Origin of the sequence: Corynebacterium bovis DSM 20582 = CIP 54.80 (assembly GCF_030408615.1) — a bacterium.
Taxonomy (GTDB): domain Bacteria; phylum Actinomycetota; class Actinomycetes; order Mycobacteriales; family Mycobacteriaceae; genus Corynebacterium; species Corynebacterium bovis.
Map to the genome: position 1 here is coordinate 716,344 of NZ_CP047187.1, position 20,188 is coordinate 736,531.

General features: G+C 74.3%; 20 protein-coding genes. 13 read left to right on the forward strand and 7 right to left on the reverse strand.

All coding sequences use genetic code 11. The features are described from left to right. Nucleotides 1–3: 3 nt before the first annotated feature. The 3 genes from CBOVI_RS02790 to secA all read left to right on the forward strand — a co-directional run bounded on the left by CBOVI_RS02790 (nucleotide 4) and on the right by secA (nucleotide 4,962). Nucleotides 4–900 (forward strand): phosphoribosyltransferase family protein, encoded by an 897-nt coding sequence (locus tag CBOVI_RS02790; RefSeq protein WP_125187143.1) that lies wholly within the window; start codon nucleotides 4–6, stop codon nucleotides 898–900. A gap of 317 nt (nucleotides 901–1,217) precedes the next feature. Beyond that, complete coding sequence (gene hpf / locus CBOVI_RS02795) at nucleotides 1,218–1,988, forward strand: ribosome hibernation-promoting factor, HPF/YfiA family (RefSeq protein WP_010271630.1); 771 nt, start codon at nucleotides 1,218–1,220, stop codon at nucleotides 1,986–1,988. A gap of 364 nt (nucleotides 1,989–2,352) precedes the next feature. After that, on the forward strand, nucleotides 2,353–4,962 hold the full coding sequence (gene secA / locus CBOVI_RS02800; RefSeq protein ID WP_010271633.1) for a preprotein translocase subunit SecA: 2,610 nt from the start codon (nucleotides 2,353–2,355) through the stop codon (nucleotides 4,960–4,962). Nucleotides 4,963–5,029: 67 nt separating this feature from the next. Here the strand turns inward: secA and CBOVI_RS02805 are convergent, their stop codons facing one another. After that, nucleotides 5,030–5,674: an Rv3235 family protein gene (locus CBOVI_RS02805; RefSeq protein ID WP_125187141.1), complete on the reverse strand. Its 645-nt coding sequence runs from the start codon at nucleotides 5,672–5,674 to the stop codon at nucleotides 5,030–5,032. Nucleotides 5,675–5,713: 39 nt separating this feature from the next. On the opposite strand from CBOVI_RS02805, the gene CBOVI_RS02810 reads away from it, so the two are divergent. Together CBOVI_RS02810 and CBOVI_RS02815 are read left to right on the forward strand one after the other, a co-directional pair. Then, a complete protein-coding gene (locus CBOVI_RS02810) occupies nucleotides 5,714–6,124 on the forward strand; it encodes an HAD family hydrolase (protein ID WP_010268030.1) in 411 nt (136 codons plus the stop codon). Continuing rightward, nucleotides 6,124–6,630: a DUF6912 family protein gene (locus tag CBOVI_RS02815; protein WP_010268033.1), complete on the forward strand. Its 507-nt coding sequence runs from the start codon at nucleotides 6,124–6,126 to the stop codon at nucleotides 6,628–6,630. Before CBOVI_RS02810 ends, CBOVI_RS02815 begins: the two co-directional genes overlap by 1 nt. A gap of 24 nt (nucleotides 6,631–6,654) precedes the next feature. On the opposite strand, the gene rsgA is transcribed toward CBOVI_RS02815, so the two are convergent. Both rsgA and aroA read right to left on the reverse strand, forming a co-directional pair. Beyond that, nucleotides 6,655–7,686, reverse strand: a complete 1,032-nt coding sequence (gene rsgA / locus CBOVI_RS02820) for a ribosome small subunit-dependent GTPase A (protein WP_029157846.1) — start codon at nucleotides 7,684–7,686, stop codon at nucleotides 6,655–6,657. Nucleotides 7,687–7,691: 5 nt separating this feature from the next. Further along, complete coding sequence (gene aroA, locus CBOVI_RS02825; protein ID WP_010268040.1) at nucleotides 7,692–9,041, reverse strand: 3-phosphoshikimate 1-carboxyvinyltransferase; 1,350 nt, start codon at nucleotides 9,039–9,041, stop codon at nucleotides 7,692–7,694. A 174-nt stretch (nucleotides 9,042–9,215) separates the two neighbouring features. On the opposite strand from aroA, the gene CBOVI_RS02830 reads away from it, so the two are divergent. From CBOVI_RS02830 to rsrA, 3 genes are all read left to right on the forward strand, one after another. Next, entirely contained in the window at nucleotides 9,216–10,124 is a 909-nt protein-coding gene (locus tag CBOVI_RS02830) for an SOS response-associated peptidase (RefSeq protein ID WP_125187140.1), read from the forward strand. A 176-nt stretch (nucleotides 10,125–10,300) separates the two neighbouring features. Continuing rightward, nucleotides 10,301–11,020 carry a sigma-70 family RNA polymerase sigma factor gene (locus CBOVI_RS02835; protein WP_083826005.1) on the forward strand — a complete coding sequence of 240 codons (720 nt, stop codon included), beginning with the start codon at nucleotides 10,301–10,303 and terminating at the stop codon, nucleotides 11,018–11,020. A gap of 14 nt (nucleotides 11,021–11,034) precedes the next feature. Then, on the forward strand, nucleotides 11,035–11,388 hold the full coding sequence (gene rsrA / locus CBOVI_RS02840) for a mycothiol system anti-sigma-R factor (RefSeq protein WP_010267135.1): 354 nt from the start codon (nucleotides 11,035–11,037) through the stop codon (nucleotides 11,386–11,388). Nucleotides 11,389–11,556: 168 nt separating this feature from the next. Here the strand turns inward: rsrA and CBOVI_RS10860 are convergent, their stop codons facing one another. Beyond that, nucleotides 11,557–11,631: a 50S ribosomal protein bL37 gene (locus tag CBOVI_RS10860; RefSeq protein WP_014300525.1), complete on the reverse strand. Its 75-nt coding sequence runs from the start codon at nucleotides 11,629–11,631 to the stop codon at nucleotides 11,557–11,559. Nucleotides 11,632–11,735: 104 nt separating this feature from the next. Beyond that, nucleotides 11,736–11,996, reverse strand: a complete 261-nt coding sequence (locus CBOVI_RS02845; RefSeq protein ID WP_029157795.1) for a WhiB family transcriptional regulator — start codon at nucleotides 11,994–11,996, stop codon at nucleotides 11,736–11,738. 771 nt (nucleotides 11,997–12,767) lie between these two features. On the opposite strand from CBOVI_RS02845, the gene CBOVI_RS02850 reads away from it, so the two are divergent. After that, complete coding sequence (locus tag CBOVI_RS02850; RefSeq protein WP_232625821.1) at nucleotides 12,768–13,310, forward strand: hypothetical protein; 543 nt, start codon at nucleotides 12,768–12,770, stop codon at nucleotides 13,308–13,310. Nucleotides 13,311–13,436: 126 nt separating this feature from the next. Here CBOVI_RS02850 and CBOVI_RS02855 read toward each other — a convergent pair whose 3' ends face one another. Then, nucleotides 13,437–14,756, reverse strand: a complete 1,320-nt coding sequence (locus tag CBOVI_RS02855) for an Rv3212 family protein (RefSeq protein ID WP_029157797.1) — start codon at nucleotides 14,754–14,756, stop codon at nucleotides 13,437–13,439. Then, nucleotides 14,753–16,150 (reverse strand): DEAD/DEAH box helicase, encoded by a 1,398-nt coding sequence (locus tag CBOVI_RS02860; RefSeq protein ID WP_244925663.1) that lies wholly within the window; start codon nucleotides 16,148–16,150, stop codon nucleotides 14,753–14,755. Before CBOVI_RS02860 ends, CBOVI_RS02855 begins: the two co-directional genes overlap by 4 nt. A 194-nt stretch (nucleotides 16,151–16,344) precedes the next feature. On the opposite strand from CBOVI_RS02860, the gene CBOVI_RS02865 reads away from it, so the two are divergent. The 4 genes from CBOVI_RS02865 to CBOVI_RS02880 all read left to right on the forward strand — a co-directional run bounded on the left by CBOVI_RS02865 (nucleotide 16,345) and on the right by CBOVI_RS02880 (nucleotide 20,168). After that, nucleotides 16,345–16,566, forward strand: a complete 222-nt coding sequence (locus CBOVI_RS02865) for a DUF3107 domain-containing protein (protein WP_010272114.1) — start codon at nucleotides 16,345–16,347, stop codon at nucleotides 16,564–16,566. Between the two features lie 443 nt (nucleotides 16,567–17,009). Beyond that, on the forward strand, nucleotides 17,010–17,885 hold the full coding sequence (locus tag CBOVI_RS02870) for a DUF3152 domain-containing protein (RefSeq protein ID WP_010271222.1): 876 nt from the start codon (nucleotides 17,010–17,012) through the stop codon (nucleotides 17,883–17,885). 61 nt (nucleotides 17,886–17,946) lie between these two features. Further along, nucleotides 17,947–19,305, forward strand: a complete 1,359-nt coding sequence (locus CBOVI_RS02875) for a ThiS adenyltransferase ThiF (protein WP_010271219.1) — start codon at nucleotides 17,947–17,949, stop codon at nucleotides 19,303–19,305. Between the two features lie 5 nt (nucleotides 19,306–19,310). Next, the gene (locus tag CBOVI_RS02880) at nucleotides 19,311–20,168 is read left to right on the forward strand and encodes a TIGR02569 family protein (RefSeq protein WP_125173344.1); all 858 of its coding nucleotides are present in this window, start codon (nucleotides 19,311–19,313) and stop codon (nucleotides 20,166–20,168) included. Nucleotides 20,169–20,188: the final 20 nt, after the last annotated feature.

Genomic DNA, 20,188 nt, shown 5'->3' on the forward strand with positions numbered 1-20,188 from the left:
GTGATGGGCGCCGGCCGGTGGGGACGTCCGGGGACGACGGCCCGGTCCGCGGGGGTGGCCGGGGCGCTGGTCGGGGGCGTCGTCGGCGGCCTCGCCGCGGCCGCGGAGCTCGTCTGGCGGCGGGACTGCATGTGCTGCGGCCGGCCGGTGGACACCGCGACCGCCCCGGCCGCGACCCCCACGGCACCTCCCCGGGCGTGGTCCCCGGCGACCCGCGCGGCGGTCCCGGCGTCGACCCCCTCGGTGGACCCCGCGACGGCCCCGGCGGTGGGGCCGGGCGCCCCGGGGCTGTGCCGCGACTGCGCGCGTGCCCTGTCCGCGCCGCCGGACCTCGTCACCCCCGTCGCGACCGCGCCGCCGTTCCCCGTCCTCGCGTGCGGCCCCTACGGCGGCGCGCACCGGATGCTCGTGCTCGCGGCGAAGGACCACCTGCGGCGGGACGCCGTCGACGTCGCCGGGGCGTGCCTCGGCGCGGCGGTGCGCGACCTCACGGCCCGGGGCCTGCTGCCCGTCCCGGGGCCCGGGGCCGCCCCCGTGCTCGTCGCCGCGCCGACGCGGCGGTCCGCCGCCCGGAACCGGGGCGGGGACGTCGTGTCGCGCATGGCCCGGGCCGCCGTCGCGGGACTGCCGTGGGGAGGGACGGTCGCCGCGCCGGGGCGGGTGCGGGAGGGGACGCCGGACTCGGTCGGCCAGGGCCGGGCCGCCCGCCGGAGGAACACGGCGTCCGGGATCGTCCTCGACGACCGCGCGGCGCGGGGGTTGGCGCGGGCGGCCCGCGGGCGGGCGGTCGTCGTCGTGGACGACGTCCTCACCACGGGGGCGACGGTGACCCAGTTCGCGCTGGCCCTTGCCGCGGCGGGCGTGCGGGTGGACGCGGCCGTCGTCGTCGCCGCCGGGTGACCCGCGCCCCGCCCCGCGCCCGGCACCCGGCACCCGGCACCCGCCCCGCACCCTGCACCCGCCCCGCACCCCGCCCCGCGACCGGCCCTGCACCCTGCACCCGGCACCCGCCCCGCACCCCGCCCGGACACCCCGCCCCGCGCCCGGCGGGTGACGGGACGGTGAACGCGGGTGGCCCCGGGGTGAACGGATGTCGGCCGAGAGGCGACCGCGGGGTGTCCCGCTGACGTACGATCAGTGGTGGAACGTCGTCACCGGTGAAGTCCGGAGGGCAATCCCGCTCACCGGCACCGGTGCCAGAGACCGGGAGGTTGTCCATGTCGACTGTCCAGAACCCCAGCACCCCCACCGGCGCCGAGGCGCCGGCCGCTCCGCAGGCGCACGTCGAGATCACCGGCCGTAACGTCGAGGTCCCCGAGCACTTCCAGGAACGGGTGAACGCGAAGCTCGCGAAGATCGAGCGCCTCGACACCACGCTGACCTCCTTCCACGTCGAACTCACCCACGAACGCAACCCCCGCCGCGCCGACGAGGCCGACCGCATCCAGGTCACCGCGACGGGCAAGGGGCACATCGCCCGGGCGGAGGCGAAGGAGGAGAACTTCTACGCCGCCCTGGAGTCCGTCATGGCGAAGATGGAGCGGTCGCTGCGCAAGGTCAAGGCCCGTCGCAGCATCAGCCGGTCCGGGCACCGGGCCCCGATCTCCGTGGGGGAGGCCACCGCCGGTCTCGTCGAGGAGGGGCTGCGGTCGCCGGAGGGCGAGGCCGGGTCCGGGGCCGCGGGCGCCGGGGGCACCGCGGGTGAGACGTCCCCCGGTCCGTTCGACGTCGACCCCTACGCCGAGCAGTTCGAGCCCGGCCGGGTGGTCCGGCGCAAGGAGCACGCCGCGATCCCGATGTCCGTCGACGACGCGCTGAGCCGGATGGAGCTCGTGGGGCACGACTTCTTCCTCTTCGTCAACGAGGAGACGGGCCGACCCTCCGTCGTCTACCGGCGCCACGCCTACGACTACGGTCTCATCGCGCTCACCGAGCCCGACGCCGCCGACGCCGCCGGTGCCGCGGAGACGGCGGAGGCCGCCGGCTGACGCCGGGGGGGGTGACGACGCGGTCTGACACCGGGAACCCACCCGGACCGGGGGGAGCGCCGCGGGGTGGGGCGGCGTGGGGTCCGGGCGGGCGCGGTGAGGGCGCGGTGAGGGGGAGGTGAGGGGGAGGTGAGGGGGGCGTCCCCGTTGGGGTGGGGGAAAGGGCGGCGCGGGGGGTACACTGGTGCTCCAACTGTGCCCGTCCGGAGCGTCCGGTGCGGCGGCTGTCCCGGCGACGTCGGGACCTGTCCGGCGGGCACCGGCGGGAGCGCACGGACACCACCGGGCACCTCACGGTCGCACCACGGTCGCCGGCGGACCCTCCGGGTCACCTGATTTTTTCCGACGTAAGGACACTCTGCACGTGCTAGGACTCTCCAAGATTCTCCGCCTGGGTGAAGGTCGCGCAGTCAAGCGCCTCGGTGCGGTCGCGGACCAGGTCATCGCGCTGGAGGACACGTACTCCGGGCTCAGCGACGACGAGCTGCGCGCGAAGACCGAGGAGTTCCGGTCGCAGCTCGCCGACGGCTCCTCTCTCGACGACATCCTTCTCGACGCCTTCGCGGTCGCCCGGGAGGCGTCGTGGCGGGTGCTCGGCCAGAAGCACTACCGGGTCCAGGTCATGGGCGGTGCCGCCCTCCACTGGGGCTATGTCGCCGAGATGAAGACCGGTGAGGGCAAGACCCTCACCTGTGTGCTCCCGGCGTACCTCAACGCCCTCGCCGGCAAGGGTGTGCACGTCGTCACGGTGAACGACTACCTGGCCCGGCGTGACTCGGAGTGGATGGGCCGTGTCCACCGCTTCCTCGGCCTGACCACGGACGTCATCCTCTCGGACAAGCAGCCGGCGGAGCGTCGCGAGGCGTACAACGCGGACATCACGTACGGCACGAACAACGAGTTCGGGTTCGACTACCTCCGCGACAACATGGCCCACTCCCTGGACGACCTCGTCCAGCGCGGCCACAACTACGCCATCGTCGACGAGGTCGACTCGATCCTCATCGACGAGGCGCGGACGCCGCTCATCATCTCCGGGCCGGTCGGCGGCTCCTCCCAGTGGTTCACCGCCTTCAGCCGCATCGTGCCGAAGATGACCCGCGACATCCACTACGACGTGGACGAGCGCAAGAAGACCATCGGCGTCCGGGAGGAGGGCGTCGAACTCGTCGAGGACCAGCTCGGGATCGACAACCTGTACTCCCCGGAGCACTCCCAGCTCGTGAGCTACCTCAACAACGCCATCAAGGCGAAGGAGCTGTTCACCCGGGACAAGGACTACATCGTCCGCAACGGTGAGGTGCTCATCGTCGACGAGTTCACGGGCCGCATCCTCGACGGCCGGCGGTACAACGAGGGCATGCACCAGGCGATCGAGGCGAAGGAGGGCGTCGAGATCAAGAACGAGAACCAGACGCTCGCCACCGTCACCCTCCAGAACTACTTCCGCCTCTACGACAAGCTCGCCGGGATGACCGGTACGGCCGAGACCGAGGCGTCGGAGCTGAAGTCGATCTACAAGCTCGACGTCGCGCCGATCCCGACGAACAAGCCGAACCAGCGTGAGGACCGCGTCGACCTCGTCTACAAGACGCAGGAGGCGAAGTTCGCCGCCGTCGCCGACGACATCGCCGAGCGGGTCGAGAAGGGCCAGCCGGTGCTCGTCGGCACGACGTCCGTCGAGCGCTCCGAGTACCTGTCCCGCCTGCTCCAGAGCCGCGGGGTCCGCCACAACGTGCTCAACGCGAAGTACCACGAGCAGGAGGCGCAGATCGTCGCGCAGGCCGGCCGGGCCGGCGCGGTGACCGTCGCGACGAACATGGCCGGCCGTGGTACGGACATCGTCCTCGGCGGCAACCCGGACATCATCGCGGACATCAACCTCCGTGAGCGTGGGCTCGACCCGGTGGAGACGCCGGAGGAGTACGAGGCCGCGTGGGACGAGGAGATCGAGAAGTGCCGCGCGACGTCGAAGAAGGAGGCGGAGAAGGTCATCGAGGCCGGTGGCCTCTACGTCCTCGGCACCGAGCGGCACGAGTCCCGGCGTATCGACAACCAGCTGCGAGGCCGCTCCGCCCGTCAGGGTGACCCGGGCGAGACGCGGTTCTACCTCTCGATGCGTGACGAGCTCATGACCCGCTTCGTCGGCGGCCGCATGGAGGCGATGATGAACCGCCTCAACGTGCCGGACGACATGCCCATCGACTCGAAGATGGTGACGAACGCGATCAAGGGCGCGCAGTCGCAGGTGGAGAACTCCAACTTCGAGATGCGCAAGAACGTCCTCAAGTACGACGAGGTCCTCAACGAGCAGCGCAAGGTCATCTACGGCGAGCGCCGCCAGATCCTCGAGGGCGAGGACGTCGCCCGGCAGATCCGCCGGATGATGGACGACACGATCACGGCGTACGTCGACAGCGCGACGGCCGAGGGGTACGTGGAGGACTGGGACCTCGACGCCCTGTGGCACGCCCTGGAGTCCCTGTACGGTCCGACGTTCTCCCACGAGGAGCTCGTCGCCGGGGACGAGTACGGCAAGCCCGGCGAGCTGTCCGCCTCCCAGCTGCTCGAGGCGCTGAAGAAGGACGCGAACGCCCAGTACGACGAGCTCGAGTCCGCGGTCACGGCGATCGGCGGCGAGGACCAGATGCGGGGCATGGAGCGCGCGGCGCTGCTCAACGTCGTCGACCAGAAGTGGCGCGAGCACCTCTACGAGATGGACTACCTCAAGGAGGGCATCGGCCTGCGCGCGATGGCGCAGCGCGACCCCCTCGTGGAGTACCAGCGTGAGGGCGGGGACATGTTCACCCGCATGAAGGACGGCATCCAGGAGGAGACGGTCCGGCAGCTCTTCCTCGTGCGCCGGCAGCTCGACCAGGGCCCGGTGCGCGTCGAGGACCCGGCGGACAGCGAGGCCAACCGGGACGACGAGGGCCCGGGGCAGGCCGTCCCGCAGGCCACGATCGGCGGCTGACCGCCGCCCCCTCCCGACGCGAGCGGTTCCACGCGGGCCCCGGCGGTACGCCGGGGCCCGCCGCCGTTCAGATGAGCTGCACCGCGGCGAGCGTCCAGCCGCCGTCGGTCGCGTCGAGCACCCCGGCGAGCGCCCGCACCCGGCCCTCCACCCGCGCCGACGCGCAGAACCGCGAGCGGTGTGACGCGGCCGTCGTCGCCGGGGACACGTGGACCGACAGCACCCGGGACGGGGTGCTCGCCACCGGTGCGCCGACCCGCCGCCGTGCCCGCAGGTGCTCCACGACCTCACGGGCGAACGGTCCCCGCGCGAGGACGGCCGGTGACCGCGCCCCGTCGCGGGCCTCCAACCAGAACGTCAGCAACCGGTGCACCGTCGCCGCCGGCGGTCGCGTCACCGCGGCGGCCGCCACCGGACGCCCGCCGCCGGCTGTGCCACCCGCCGCGCCACCGGCTGTACCACCCGCCGCGCCACCTGCAGCGCCGCCACCCGGCGCACGCCCCGCCGCGCCACCCACCGGCCCGCCGGCTGTGCCACGCGCCACGCCACCCACCGGCGCACGGCCCGCCGCGCCACCACCCGGCCCGCCGCCGTGCGGCGTACGCACGGCGTCGTCCCCCCACCCACGGTCCCCACCCGCCGGCCGGAACAGGTACACGGCCCCGGCGAGCGGCACGAGATCCCCGGTGTCCGTCTGCTGCTCAACCCCCATGCCGGTCATCGTAACCGGCCGCGTGGCAGAATGGTCGGCATGCGTGGACTGATTGTGGATTACTGTGGCGTCCTCGACGGGGCGGAGGAGGATCGTCGCCGGTGGCGGAAGCTCCTCACGGCGCTCCGCCAGGAGGGGGTGGCGACGGCGATCCTGTCCAACGACCCCGGCGGCTCCGGCGCCGACCCCATCCGGACGTGGCAGGAGGCCGGGTACGTCGACCACGTCGTCCTCTCCGGTGAGATCGGGGCGGAGAAGCCCGGCGAGGAGGCCTTCCGGGTCACCGCCGAGCGGATGGAGCTGCCGCAGAGTGACTGCGTGCTGGTGGACGACTCGATCCTCAACATCCGCGGCGCCGTCGAGAACGGCCTCGTCGCCGTGTACTACCAGCAGTTCGACCGGGCGGTCGTGGAGATCGTCAACCTGTTCGACGTCGAGGGGGAGTTCTAGTGCGCGTGTATGTTCCGGCGACGTTCGACATGCTCGGGGTGCTCGCCGGGGAGGGGACGATGCCGGTGCGCTCCGGCGTCGGGTTCGCGCTCACCCCCGCCCTGCGGGAGTTCTACACCTCGGGCGATGAGGAGGAGATCGGGTACCAGGCCTTTCTCGACGCCGCCCGGGCGTCGCTGCGCCTGCTCGCCATCGAGGACGAGGAACGCTTCCCGGCCCGGCGGGTGGTCCTGTCCGTCGACGTCGACGACGACAAGCTCACCCTCGCCCCCGAGGACGGGGAGGCCGTCGTGCGGCTCGACCCGGCGACCGTGACGACCGCGCAGCTCGCGGCGGTGCACGTCGACGACGCCGACGCGGAGCCGGCGACGCGCGCGGCCGTGGAGGTCATCGACCGGGCGGACCTCGGCGACGGTGACGCGGAGATCATGCTCGGCGACTGCGAGGACAATCTCATGTCCTGGTACGACGCGAAGGAACTCGCGTTCCTCGTCGACCTGCTCTGACGGCCGGGCCCCGGGCCCGAGCCCTCAGGACTCCCAGTCGTGGTTCGTCCGCAGGGCGGCGAGGAGCTGCCGGACGGCGGTGACGCGCCGCGCGCTCGTCCCGGTGAGCGTGTCCAGCGCGCACTCCGGGTCGGCGGGCGGCCCCATGTGCGTGCACCCGCGCGGGCAGTCCGCGACGACGTCGCGGAGGTCGTCGAACGCCTCGATGACCTGGTCGGGGGACACGTGGGCGAGCCCGAAGCTGCGGATGCCGGGGGTGTCGATGATCCACCCGCCGTCCGGCAGCGGCAACGCGACGGACTGCGAGGACGTGTGCCGGCCCTTCCCGACGCCCGACACGGAGCCGGTCGCCCGGTCCGCGTCCGGGACGAGCCGGTTGACCAGCGTCGACTTCCCGACCCCGGAGTGGCCGACGAGCGCGGTGACCCGGTTGTGGACGATCTCCTCCACCGGCCCCAGCGGGTCGTGGACCCCGCACTGCACGATCTCGACGTCGAGGTCCCGGAACTGGGCGGTGAACTCCTCGGCGTCGGCGAGGTCGGTCTTCGTCAGGCACAGCACGGGGGTCACGCCGCCGACGAACGCGGCGACGAGGGTCCGTTCGACGAGCCCCGCCCGGGGCGGCGGGTCGGCGAGGGCGGTGACGATGAGCAGCCGGTCGGCGTTCGCCACGACGACCCGCTCGTAGGGGTCGGTGTCGTCCGCGGTCCGGCGGAGCACGCTCGTGCGCTCCTCCAGGCGGACGATGCGGGCGAGGGTGCCGGGGCGGCCGCTCGTGTCACCGACGACACCGACCCGGTCGCCGACGACGACGGCGGTGCGTCCCATCTCCCGGGCCCGCATGCAGACCACTGGCCGGAGCCGGGTCTCCGGGCGGTCGTCGAGGACGACACCCCACCGCCCGCGGTCGCGGGAGACGACCGTCCCGGTCTCCGCGTCGAGGTGGGAGGGCCGGTCCTTCGTCCGGGGGCGGGAGCCCTTCCCGGGGCGGACGCGGACGTCGGACTCGTCCCAGTCCCGGGCACCACGGCCGGACCGGGCGGAGCTGCGCGCCACCCCCGTCACGCCCCGAGCATGTCGGCCCACCGGGCCTCGAAGTCGGGCAGCGTCTTCGCCGTCGTGCCGATGTCCTCGACGGCCACCCCGGGCACGGCGAGGCCGATGATCGCCCCGGCGGTCGCCATGCGGTGGTCGGCGTAGGAGTGCCACGTGCCGCCGTGCAGGGGGGCGGGGTCGATGGTGAGCCCGTCGTCGGTCTCGGTGACCCGGCCGCCGAGGGCGCCGAGTTCGGCGGCGAGGGCGGCGAGGCGGTCCGTCTCGTGGCCGCGGAGGTGGGCCACGCCGTAGAGGTGGCTCCGGCCCCCGGCGAGAGCGCACACGGCGGCGACGGTGGGGGTGAGCTCGCCGATGTCGTGCATGTCGAGGGTGAGACCCCGCAGGGAGGCCCGGTCCTCCGGGCCGGTGACCTCGAGGGACCCGCTGGCCGCGTGGTACTCGACGGTCGCCCCCATCTCCTCGAGGATGACCCGGATCTGGTCGCCGGGCTGGGTGGTGGTCTGCGGCCAGCCGGTGACCCGGACGGTCCCGCCGGTCACCGCGGCGGCGGCGAGGAACGGCGTCGCGTTGGAGAGGTCCGGTTCGACGGTCCACGTGCGGGCCGCGACGGGGCCGGGGTGGACGGTCCACCGGTTGAGGGCGGTGTCGACGCGCACCCCGGCGTGGCGGAGCATCTCGACCGTCATCTCGATGTGGGGCAGGCTCGGCACGGCGTCACCGGTGTGGACGACGGTCACCCCGGCGTCGTACCGGGGCCCCGCGAGCAGGAGCCCGGAGACGAACTGGGAGGAGGCGGAGGCGTCGATGTGCACCTCGCCGCCCCGGAAGGACCCGGTGCCGTGGACGCGCAGGGGCAGGCCGGGGCCGTCGCCGGTGTTCTCCACCGTCGCCCCGAGGGCGCGCAGCCCGGAGACGGTGCCGTCCATGGGGCGTCGCCGCGCGGCCGGGTCGCCGTCGAGGAGGACGTCCCCGTCGGCGAGGACGGCGAGCGGCGGGATGAACCGCATGACGTTCCCGGCGAGGCCGCAGTCCACCTCCCCGCCGTGGAGGGGGCCGGGGACGACGTGCACGCTGTCGCCGTCGATGTCGACGGTCGCCCCGAGGGTGCGCAGGGCCTGCGCCATGAGGGTGGTGTCCCGGCTGCGGAGGGCGCCGTGGACGGTGCCGGGGCCGTCGGCGAGGGCGGCGAGGACGAGCGCCCGGTTCGTCATCGACTTCGAACCGGGGACGGTGACCGTGGCGGTGACCGGGGCGGTGGCGACGGGGGCGGGCCACAGGCCGGTGTCCCCGCCGGCGGTGGGGGACTGCGGTGCGGAGCCGGTGGCGGCCCGGGGTGTGGGGGTGGCGGCACTCATGCCCCCGATTATCGCACCCCGGGCGGACGGCGGGGGCCCGGGGCGCGCCCGGGGTCGCCGTCGTCGGGGCCGGGCCGCCGGCGGGAGCGGGGTGCAGGTCGCGGGGCCGGGTCGCCGGCGGGGTGCCCGGTCGTCGCGGCGGGACCGGGCCGGCCGGGGCTACGATGGGGCGGCATGTGTGGCCGCTACGTCCTGTTCAGCACCCTCGAGGAGATCACCGGTCCGGTGGCGGAGACGCTCGGCGTGCCCCCGTCCCGGGTGGGGACCGTCGGCGGGGGGTGGCGGCCGAGCTACAACATCGCCCCGACGCACACCGTCCCGGTCGTCCGGGCCGTGGGGGAGGGGGCCGCGGCGGGCGGTGCCGTGGGGGAGGGGGACCCGACGGACCCCGCCGCGGCACCGGGCATCGGGGCGTCGCCGGTCGCCGCCGTCGGGCCGGCCCGGTGGGGCTACCCGGCGCCGTGGGCGTCCGGGGGGAAGGTGCTGTTCAACGCCCGGGGCGAGACGGTCTTCGACAAGCGCAGCTTCGCCGGGTCGGAGCCGTGCCTCGTCGTCATGAACGGCTGGTACGAGTGGTTCCGCCCCGGCGGCGGGTCCGGCGGGGCGTCGCAGCCCTACCTCACCACGGAGCCCGGAGAGGGGTACCGGGAGGGGGACGGGGAGGGGGACGACGCCGCGCCCCTGCTCGTTGTCGCCGGACTGTGCCGGACCGTCGCCCGGGAGGGCGCGGGGACGCAGGGTGCGGCGGGGACGGATACGGCCCCGGCGGGACAGGACGGGGCCGGGGACGGGTCGGGGGCCGGCGCGGCGCCGGCGACGGAGCTGCGGATGACCGTCGTCACGACCGCGTCGGCCGAGCCGGTCGGGTGGCTGCACGACCGGATGCCCCGGCTGCTCACCCCGGCGGAGGCCCGGGACTGGCTCGCGGGAACACCCGGTGACGAACGGCTGCGGGACCTCGCGGCCACGCCTCCGCACCGGCCGGGACTGCGGTCCCGGCCCGTGTCGACCGCGGTGGGGAACGTCGGGAACAACGACCCCGGGCTCCTGCGACCGGTGACCGACGGCGACACCCCCCGGTGAGCCGACGGCCCTGACCCCGGTGAGCCGGGGGACCCGGGGCGGCCCGGACCCCGGTGAGTCGGGTGACCTGGCGGCCCGGACCCGGGTGAGCCGGGCCGGGCGGCGGTGTCACGCGGGGGGAATAGGATGGAGGGGCAGCCTGTTGACACGATCACGCGGCCGCGGGAGAGGAGCCCATGACACCTTCAGTGAAACGTACGGACGACGACGACGCGCACCTGCTCGCCCGGTTCGAGAAGGACGCGTTGCCGCTGCTGGACCAGCTGTACGGCGCGGCCCTGCGGATGACGCGCAACCCGGCGGACGCCCAGGACCTCGTGCAGGACGCCTACATGAAGGCCTACCAGGCGTTCGGCTCCTACAAGCCGGGGACGAACCTCAAGGCGTGGCTCTACCGGATCCTCACGAACACGTACATCAACGGGTACCGGAAGAAGCAGCGTCGGCCCGTCGAGGCCCCGACCGACGAGGTCACGGACTGGCAGCTCGCGGCGACCGCGTCCCACGACTCGACGGGCCTGGAGTCCGCCGAGGTCGAGGCCCTGCGGCAGATCCCGGACACGCGCATCAGCGACGCGCTCATGGCGCTCAGCGACGACTACCGCATGGTCGTCTACTACGCCGACGTCGAGCAGCTGCCGTACAAGGAGATCGCCCAGATCATGGACACGCCGATCGGGACCGTCATGAGCCGGTTGCACCGGGGACGGAAACAGCTCCGCGCGGCGTTGAAGGATGTGGCGGCGGAACACGGCATCGGGTCGACGCCGCGCACGACACCGAAGAGCAAGGGCAAGGCCGCGGGCGCCGGTGCCGGCACGGCCACGGGCACCGGTGCGGACGGTCGGGCGACGAGCACGACGGACGCGAGCGCTGACGCGGTGACACAGGCGTGAGGAGCGGAGACGAGATGACGAGTGAGAACACCAGCCGACGGTCGGAGTGCGAGGAACTCCTGACCGTGCTCTACGAGTACGTTGACGGCAGCACCGACGACCGGACGCGGGCCCGGCTCCAGGACCACGTGGACCGGTGTCCGTCGTGCCTCGAGCACCTGGGGATCGAACAGCAGGTGCGGCAGATCCTCCGCACCCGGTGCACGGCGAGTGCGCCGTCGGACCTGCGGCGACGGATCGTCTCCGCCCTGCGCACCGAGACGACCGTGACGACCGTCGAGACCGTCCGGGGTGCGGACGGGGAGACGGCCCAGGTCACCCGCCGGACGACGAACCGGACGACGGAGGTGCGCTACCCCGGGCCGTGAGGGGGTTCCGGGGGGCGGCGACGGAGGTGCGCTACCCCGGGCCGTGAGGGGGTCCGGCGGCGGCCACGGAGGTGTGTCACCCCGGGCCGTGACGCGTCCGGGAACGACAACGGCCCCGCCGGGGAATCGCCTCCCTGGCGGGGCCGTGAGCTGGCCGGTGGGGCCGGCTCAGCTGTTCGGGCGCTTGCCGTGGTTCGCCTTGTTCTTGCGGCGGTCCTTGCGCTTACGGCCTCGCTTGCTCATTTCGGCTCCTCATCGACCATCGGTCCGGACAAAAGATAACCGCCTCAGTGTAGCCGGGGCGGCGGGTGTCCCGGAAATCACGGGACAGCCTCGGTGGCGACGGGTCAGACCGTCGCCCGCGTACGGGTGCGGCCGCGGTTCGTGCGGCGCTTCAGGGCGCGGCGCTCGTCCTCGCTCATGCCGCCCCACACGCCGGCGTCCTGGCCGGACTCGATGGCCCAGTTCAGGCACTGGGACGTGACGGGGCAGCGGTTGCAGACAAGCTTGGCCTTCGCGATCTGGGCGAGGGCGGGGCCGGAGTTCCCGACCGGGAAGAACAGCTCGGGGTCCTCTTCGCGGCACACGGCCTTGTGGCGCCAGTCCATGGTGATCGTCTCCTTCGTGGTCGTCTGATGCACAGTGCAGTTGATGTGCAGCGTCGTCGTCCCCGGGGGGTCCCGGGTGTGGTGGTGCTCGCCTGCACAGGAGACGTGGTCCGCGGAGGGCGGGCGGTCGGAGCCGGCGACGGAGCGCACGGCAGTGACCGTCCACGGTGCAGTGGACGTGAATCCGGGGCAGGTGTGGCGTGGGTGGACCGGGGCACGCGCGGGGCGCGCCGGACGCGATCCTCTCGGACGCCGGAAACGGAGGGGAGCCACGCGGTGACGGGGTGACGGGCGGGGTTACGGGAACCCCGGGTGTTCACCGGCCGTTCACGTGGCGGCCGCTTCGTTGTTACACGAAGATCATGACATGCTGTGCGGCCCCTGGCTAGGGGTGGATGAGGGATTGTGACGAACCTCACAGGAACTTTATTTGCGTTGCGGGGTGGTCGGTGCGGTCGGCGGTCGGGTCCGGTGCGGTGCGCGGTTCCCGGGTGTCGGGGACGACGCGGCCACCGCGCGTGAACTGCGACGGAGCGTCAGTCGCGGTCCCGGCGGCCCGGGGTGGGGGCGCGGCGGCGGGCGGCGCCGGGGCGAAGTGTGCACGTCGCGATGGGTGCGACCGCAGGGGTGAAGTACACCTAAGTGAGGGTGTACTGCTCTGTCTGTGTGTGGGGGTGTGCGGGGGCTCCGGACCGGGCGCGCCCGGGCGGGACGCACGGCGGCAGGGTGCCGGGTCGGCCGCTGTCCGCCGCCGAACTACAATGGGGACCCATGAGTGCTGACCGGACCTCCTCCACGGGAACACCGTCCACGGGAGACCCCCGCGGACGTTCGCAGCGGTCCCCCCGCCGGACCCCGACCGGTCCCGAGGGCACCGCCCCGCAGGAGCCGCCCGCACCGCCGCTGCCGGTCAAGGCCGCCGGGTGGATGGCCCTCGTCGAGGGGGTCGTGGGCCTCCTCTTCGCGGTCTACCTCGTCATCGCCCAGGCCAGCGGGTTCCACGACGACAACGTCCAGATCGCCGGCGCCGGGTCGGAGGCCTGGGGGTACGGGTACGGCACGGCCATCTGGTTCATCGTCATCGGCGGTTTCGTCGCCGCGGCCGGGTGGGCGCTGTCCCGCGGGCGGCGCTGGGGGCGCGCGCCGGTGACGATGGTGCACGTCATCCTGCTGCTCATCGCCTACTACATGGTGAAGTCCTCGCGCTGGGACCTCGCGGTGCCGACCGCCGTCATCGCGGTCGCCGGGCTGGCCCTGCTGTTCAACCCCGTGTCGGTCGAGTGGGCCGCCCGGAGGTTCCGCGACCGGCGCTGACCGACCGGTGGGGGTGCTGACAGCCAGGTGGGGGTGCTGACCGGCCGGCGGGGCCGGGCCGGTGGGGGAGGGCGCCGACCGCCCGGTGGGGGCCGGGCCGGGGCCGGCCCGTGCGACCCCGGACGGTCAGCCGGTGAGGCCGACGACGGTGTCGCCGCGCTTCTCGACGACCGTCGACCCCTGCACCTGCAGCGTCACCGTCCCCTCGTACCCCTCCCGGTCCACCGGGATGATCCGCTCCGTGTGACCGTCGCCCTCGTCGACGACCGCGATGCCGTTGACCACGGGGAGGAGCAGCTTGCCGGCCATCGCGGCGCCGGTGCCGATCGTGTCGACGGTGAAGTCCGGGCGCAGCGTCGCCGGGTCGAAGGCGACGACGCGCGTGCCGTCGAACCACGTCATGTGGTGCGGCATGTCGGCGGTCCGCGGGGTGAACACCCCGCCGGGGCCCGTGGCCGGCGGGCCGTCCGCCGGCACCGACGTCGACGGCTGCGCCGGGTACTGCGTGTAACTGCCGTCCTTCGCGAGCACCTGGAAGCGGCTGCCCGTCGTGTCCTCCGCGTCCTTCGCCGGCACACCCGTGCCGGGGACGAAGATCACGGCCCGGTCCTCCGCGATCCCGACGAGCTGCGCGCCGGCGGGCACGGTGAAGTCATGGTCGACCTGCGGCTCCGAGGCGGAGGACGGGGCGGTCTTCATCAGGGCGACGTGGCGGGCGGTCCGCGGGGAGGCGGCGTCGTCCCCGGTCCCGGACCCGCCGTCCCCGGACGTGTCCGGGCAGTCCCGGGCGACCGCGAGCAACCCCTTGCGGGTGAGGGCCGAGTCCGTGACGCAGTCCTCGCCCGGCTGCGGCTCACTGTTCACCGGCGTCTCCCGGCGGCCGACCTCGACCGTCCGGACGAGGTCCGACCGCCACAGCTCGACCCGGTTCGGCGAGACCGTGCCCACCGAGTCGAGGGAGCGGACCATCGCGACCGCGTCGTCCGCGATCGCCGCCCGGGTGTGCCGGTACTCGCCGGACCGGGCGTCGAGGGAGGTCACGTCCCCGCAGCCGTGCTCCCCCCGGTACACGGCGACGACCCGGCGCCACGCCCCGCTCACCCCGCAGAGCTCGACGTCCCGGCTGTACGACCAGGCCGTCCGGCCCGTCGCCGCCGCGACGCCGGAGACGGTCGAGCCGTCGGTGACGACGACCGTCCCCTCCAGCGTCGTCAGGTCCGGTGCCGTCGTGCGCTGGCGCCACACCGTGGTGAGGCTCGTCGGGACACTGTCCGGATCAGGGGCGGCCGCGACCGGCTCCGCCGCGACCTCGTGGTGCGTCGCCCGGGCGTCGGACAAGCCCCACACCCCGGCGACCGACGCGACGACGCACGCCGCGATGACACCCGTCGCCGCGAGGTCGGCACGCGTCCGGCGCTCCGGCCGGATCCGACGTCCGCCGCTCATCGCCGTGCCCCCGCACCGCCGGACCGCCGTGCCCCCGGGCGTCCCGCGGACTCCCCGCGCTCGCCACCGCGCCCGCCGCCGCGCGGACCCGACGACCGGGCCGGGGCCGTCGCCGACGGGCCGCCGTGGACCCGGCGGGGCGGGCCCACCCGGTCCGTCACCGTCTCCGGCAGGTCGAACTCGGCGAGGAACTCCGGGCTGGAGCTGAACCACTGCGGCGGGTCCTGGTGGCCGAGGTGCAGCTCGTCGTCGATCGCCCGCCACCGGGTGAGCTCGTCCCAGCCCACGAGGGTGACGGCGACGCCGGAGTGGCCCGCGCGGCCCGTCCGCCCGATGCGGTGGACGTACGTCTTGTCGTCCTCCGGCGACTGGTAGTTCACGACGTGCGTGACGTCGTCGACGTCGATCCCCCGGGCCGCGACGTCGGTGGCGACGATGACGTCGACCGTCCCGTCCCGGAACGCCCCCAGCGACGCCTCCCGGTCCCGCTGCCCCATGTCACCGTGCACCGCGCCGACGGCGAAGCCCAGCTCAGCGAGGTCGTTGGCGACCATCGCCGCCTGCCGCCGCGTGCGGGCGAAGACGATCGTCCGGCCGCGCCCGTCGGTCTGGAGGATGCGGGCGAGGACGCTCATGCGGTCGAGCTTGTGGGACTGGAACACGATCTGCCGCGTCGTCTCGTGCGTCGCCGCGTCGGTCACCGTGTCCGCGCGGATGAGCACCGGGCGGTCCATGAACGTCCTGGTCAGGGCGACGATCGGGCCGGGCATCGTCGCGGAGAAGAGCATCGTCTGCCGGGGCTGCGAGGTCTGCGTCATGATCGCGGTGACGTCGTCGAGGAAGCCCTTGTCCAGCATCTCGTCGGCCTCGTCGAGAACGAGGACCTGGACCCGGGACAGGTCGAGGAACCCCTGGCGGGAGAGGTCGAGCAGGCGGCCGGGGGTACCGACGACGACGTCGGTGCCCTCCTCCAGCGCCCGGGTCTGCCGGTCGAAGGGGACCCCGCCGTAGATGGAGGTCACGGTGAACGGCCGCCGCTCGGAGGCCGGTTCATGGTCGGGGGAGGGGACGACGAGATTCTGCGCCGCGACGCGGAGGTCGTCCGTCACCTGCAGGCAGAGCTCGCGGGTCGGGACGATGACGAGGCCCCGCACCGTGCCGTCGAGCTCCTCCACCCCGGCGTCGTCGAACAACCGGTCCAGCATCGGGACCCCGAAGCCGTACGTCTTGCCCATGCCGGTGCGCGCCTGGCCGATGATGTCCGTGCCGTTGAGCGCGAGCGGGAGCGTGAGCGCCTGAATCGAGAACGTCTCCGTGATGCCGTTCGCCTCGAGGGCGTCGGCGATCTCGGCGGCGACACCGAGGGCACGGAAGGTGCCGCCGGATACTTCCACGGGTCCTCCTGGTCTCCGGCCGCGGTCCGGTCGCGGCGGGGTTGTCATCCTGCGATGTGCGATGGGCGCGGGCACGGGTCCGGGCGGGGACGGTCCGGGTCCTCCGGGGAGGCCCCGCGGACGGGTCCGCGCGGGCGCTATGATGGTCACGATACTGCACCTGACATGCGATGTGAAAGTGAGAGGCACCCCCTATGGAGATCAAGGTCGGATTCGTCCACAGCCCGCGTGAGCTTTCCGTGAACACCGAGGGTGAGCAGGCGGACCTCGTCTCCCGGCTGCAGGGTTTCCTCGACGGGGACGACCGCACGGCCGTCGTGGAGGACACGAAGGGCTCGCGGCACATCCTCGTCCGCGAGCAGGTCGCGTACATCGAGGTCGGCACCTCCTCCCCGCGGACGGTCGGCTTCATCTGAGCGACGGGCCACCGCGGGGCGGTGGGGACGGCTGACGGCGGACACAACTGAGGGTGAGCGGACAGGGCGGACCAGTGGAGAGACGGCACGGCGACGGGCGACCGCGGCACGCAGGTGCCGGCGGCGGTGACGGGGCCCGCCACGGGGCGGGGAGTGCGGCACCCGGCGGGGCGGGGACCGGACCACGGCACGGGGAGGGGACCGGACCGGGCCACGGGGAGGCGGCCACGCCCGGCGGGCCGCTGCTCCGGCGGGAGCGGCGTCCGCTCCCGCCGCCGCGGGCGGCCGGCGCGGCAGGCGGCGCAGACAGGGCCGGCGCGACAGACAGGACAGGCAGGGCAGACGGAACCGGCGCGACAGGCAGGCCCGGCGGGGGCCCCGGCCACCGCCGCGCCGCCCCGGGCCGGCGCCGGGCCACGGCGGGCCGGCGGCACGCACGGAGGGTGAACTCACGGGGGCTGACCTGGGGACTCGGCGTCACGGTGGTCCTCGCGGTGCTCACGGTCGCCGTCGGGGTGGACGTGCTCCGCTCCCCGCACGACGGCGGGGACGCCGCGGCCCCGGCCGCCTCCCGGACCGGGGAGACGGCGTCCACCCCCGCCGGCCGGGACGCGACGCCGTCCGCCTCGCCGACGTCGGGTGCGGGGGCGTCGGCGTCGTCCCCCTCCCGCGGGAAACTCGGGGACCTGCCCCCGGGTGGGCCGTTCGCCACCCGCTCCAGCGGTCGCTACCGGACCGTCGGCGCACCCGGTGACCAGGTCGGACGGGGACAACGGAAGGTCTTCACGTACACCGTCGAGGTGGAGGACTCGCTCAACCCCGCGACGTACGGCGGCGACGACGCCTTCGCCGCGATGATCGACGCGACCCTCTCCGACCCCCGCTCGTGGAGCGGCGACCCGGCGTACGCCGTCCGGCACGTCGCCGCGACCCCGGGGACCGACCCCGACCTGCGGATCCAACTCACCAGCACCGGCACCACGCACCAGCTGTGCGGCAGCCAGATCGCCCTCGAGACCAGCTGCTTCTACACCGACGGCAACCGCGTGGTCCTCAACGAGTCCCGGTGGGTGCGGGGGGCGACGACGTTCGACGGCGACCTCGGCGCCTACCGCCAGTACGTCATCAACCACGAGGTCGGCCACGGCATCGGCCTCGCCGCGCACGAACCGTGCGCCGGGGACGGCCGCCTCGCCCCGGTCATGATGCAGCAGACGATCAGCCTCAACAACCGGCAGCTCCACGGCGTCGACCCGGACGAGGTCTACCCCGACACCGACGTGACCTGCCGGCCGAACCCCTGGCCGCACCCCTCCTGACCCGGGGCCCGGCGACACCGGGACGACCACGCGACCACCGAGGCACCACAGGAGGACGACCGTGACCGAGAACCCCGCACCGCGCGACCCCGCCGTCGGCACCCCCGCCCCCGCCCCACGGGACGGGCGCGACCCGGCGGCGGACCGCCCCACACCGCTCGTCGACCCCGTCGCCGTGCCCCCCGGGCTGCGGGGACGGTACGCGCGGCACCTCAGCCTCCCCGGGATCGGCCTCACCGGGCAGGGGCGGCTGCGCGCGGCGCGGGTGCTGTGCGTCGGGGCCGGCGGGCTCGGGTCCCCGGTCGCGCTGTACCTCGCCGCGGCGGGGGTCGGGACCCTCGGGATCATCGACGACGACACCGTCGACGAGTCGAACCTCCAGCGCCAGGTCATCCACGGCACCGCGGACGTCGGACGGCCGAAGACCGCCTCCGCCGCCGCGCGGATCCGGGACCTCAACCCGGACGTCACGGTCGTCGCCCACGACCGGCGGCTCAGCGACGACGGGGACATCCGGGACCTGCTCGCCGGGTACGACGTCATCGTCGACGGCAGCGACAACTACGACACGCGGTACCTCGTCGCCGACCTCGCCGCCGAGCTCGGGCTCCCCGTCGTCTGGGGGTCGGTCGCCCGGTTCGACGGGCAGGTCAGCGTCTTCTGGAACCGGCCCCTGCCCGGCTGCGGGCCCGCCGTGACGCTGCGGGACGTCTTCCCCTCGCCGCCACCGGACGGGACCGTGCCGGACTGCTCGACCGGCGGGGTCGTCGGCGTGCTGCCCGGGGTCGTCGGCACGATGATGGCCGCCGAGACCGTCAAGCTCATCACCGGCCACGGCCGGACGCTCCTCGGCACCCTCGGCGTGTGGGACGGGGAGCGGGCCGTGTTCCGGCGCTTCGACGTCTCCGCCGTCGCCGGGACGGGTGGGGAGCGGGACGGGGGCGAGCGGGACGGCGGGGGCGAGCGGGACGGCGGGGGCGAGCGGGACGGCGAACGGAACGGCGGGGAGGACGTGCCCGGCACCGGACCGGCCGCCCCGGGGACACCCGGTCGCGTCGCCGCCGCCGACCTCGACACGGCGTGGCTGGGGGCGTTCGCCGCGGAGGGGGGCGTCGTCGTCGATGTCCGGGAACCCCCCGAATGGGCCGGGGGTGTCCTCGGCGACCCCGTGCGACTCCCCCTCAGCACCCTCCGCGACGGTGACCTCGGCGATGACGGTGACGACGGCGATCTCGGCGACCTCGGCGGACTCCCGCACGACACCCCGCTGCTCGTGTACTGCGCCGGCGGCGTGCGCTCGGCGGAGGCCGCGCGACGGCTCCGGGACCGGGGGTTCTCCGACGTCCGCGACGTCGACGGCGGCATCGTCGGCTGGTGGGAGGCGGGCCACCCGGGGGACGCCGGGACTGGGTTAGGGTGATGGGCATGACCGCTCCTCCGCTGCACATCCTCTCCGGGTTCCAGGTCGGCCACGCCACCCCCGTGGAGCTGGACGACGCCTGGGCCGGGGGGTGGCGCTGCGACAGGGCGGTGCTGCGCTGGACCGACGACCCCGCCCGGGCGACGTGGACGGCGAAGACCCTCGACCGGGTGCGGCCCGCCGGGGTGGCCGTCGCCCGGCCCATCCGGTCCTCCGACGGGCGCTGGTCCGTCGGCGGGTGGAACGCGAGGACCTTCCTCAGCGGCGCCCGCGCCCCCCGGTTCGACGAGACCGCCGCGACGGTGCTCCGGGTCAACGAGGCGCTGCGCGACGAGGAACGCCCCGCGTTCCTCACCGCGCCCGAACCGGGGCGGACGTGGTCGGAGCGGGACATCCTCGCGGCCGCCGAGCACGCGGCGTGGTCGCCCGACCCGGCGGCGGTCGTCGGCGCGGTCCTCGACCCGGACAGCGTGCCCCGTGACGACGTCGCCCAGGCCATCGAGAAGGTCGTCGGCCTCGTCCTGCTCCGCGACGAGGTCACCGCGCCCGACCAGCTCGTCCACGCGGACGCCCTCGGCACGACGGCGTACGACGGCGCGGCGGACCCCGTCGTCACCGACATCGTCCCCGCGTGGCGGCCCGCCGGGTGGTCCGTCGCCGTGCTCATCGTCGACTCCCTGGCCTGGGCGAACGCGGAGGACACCCTGCTCAACCGCTGGTCCCACCTGCCGGACTTCCCGCAGCTCGTCCTCCGGGCCGTGATCTACCGGCTGTTCGTCCACGTGCTGCACCCGGGGAGCCGGCCCGAGGCGTGGCCCGGTCTCGCACGTGTGAGCGATGTCGTGGCCGCGCGTTTCCGGTGACTGTCCGGTGCCGCTGCCAT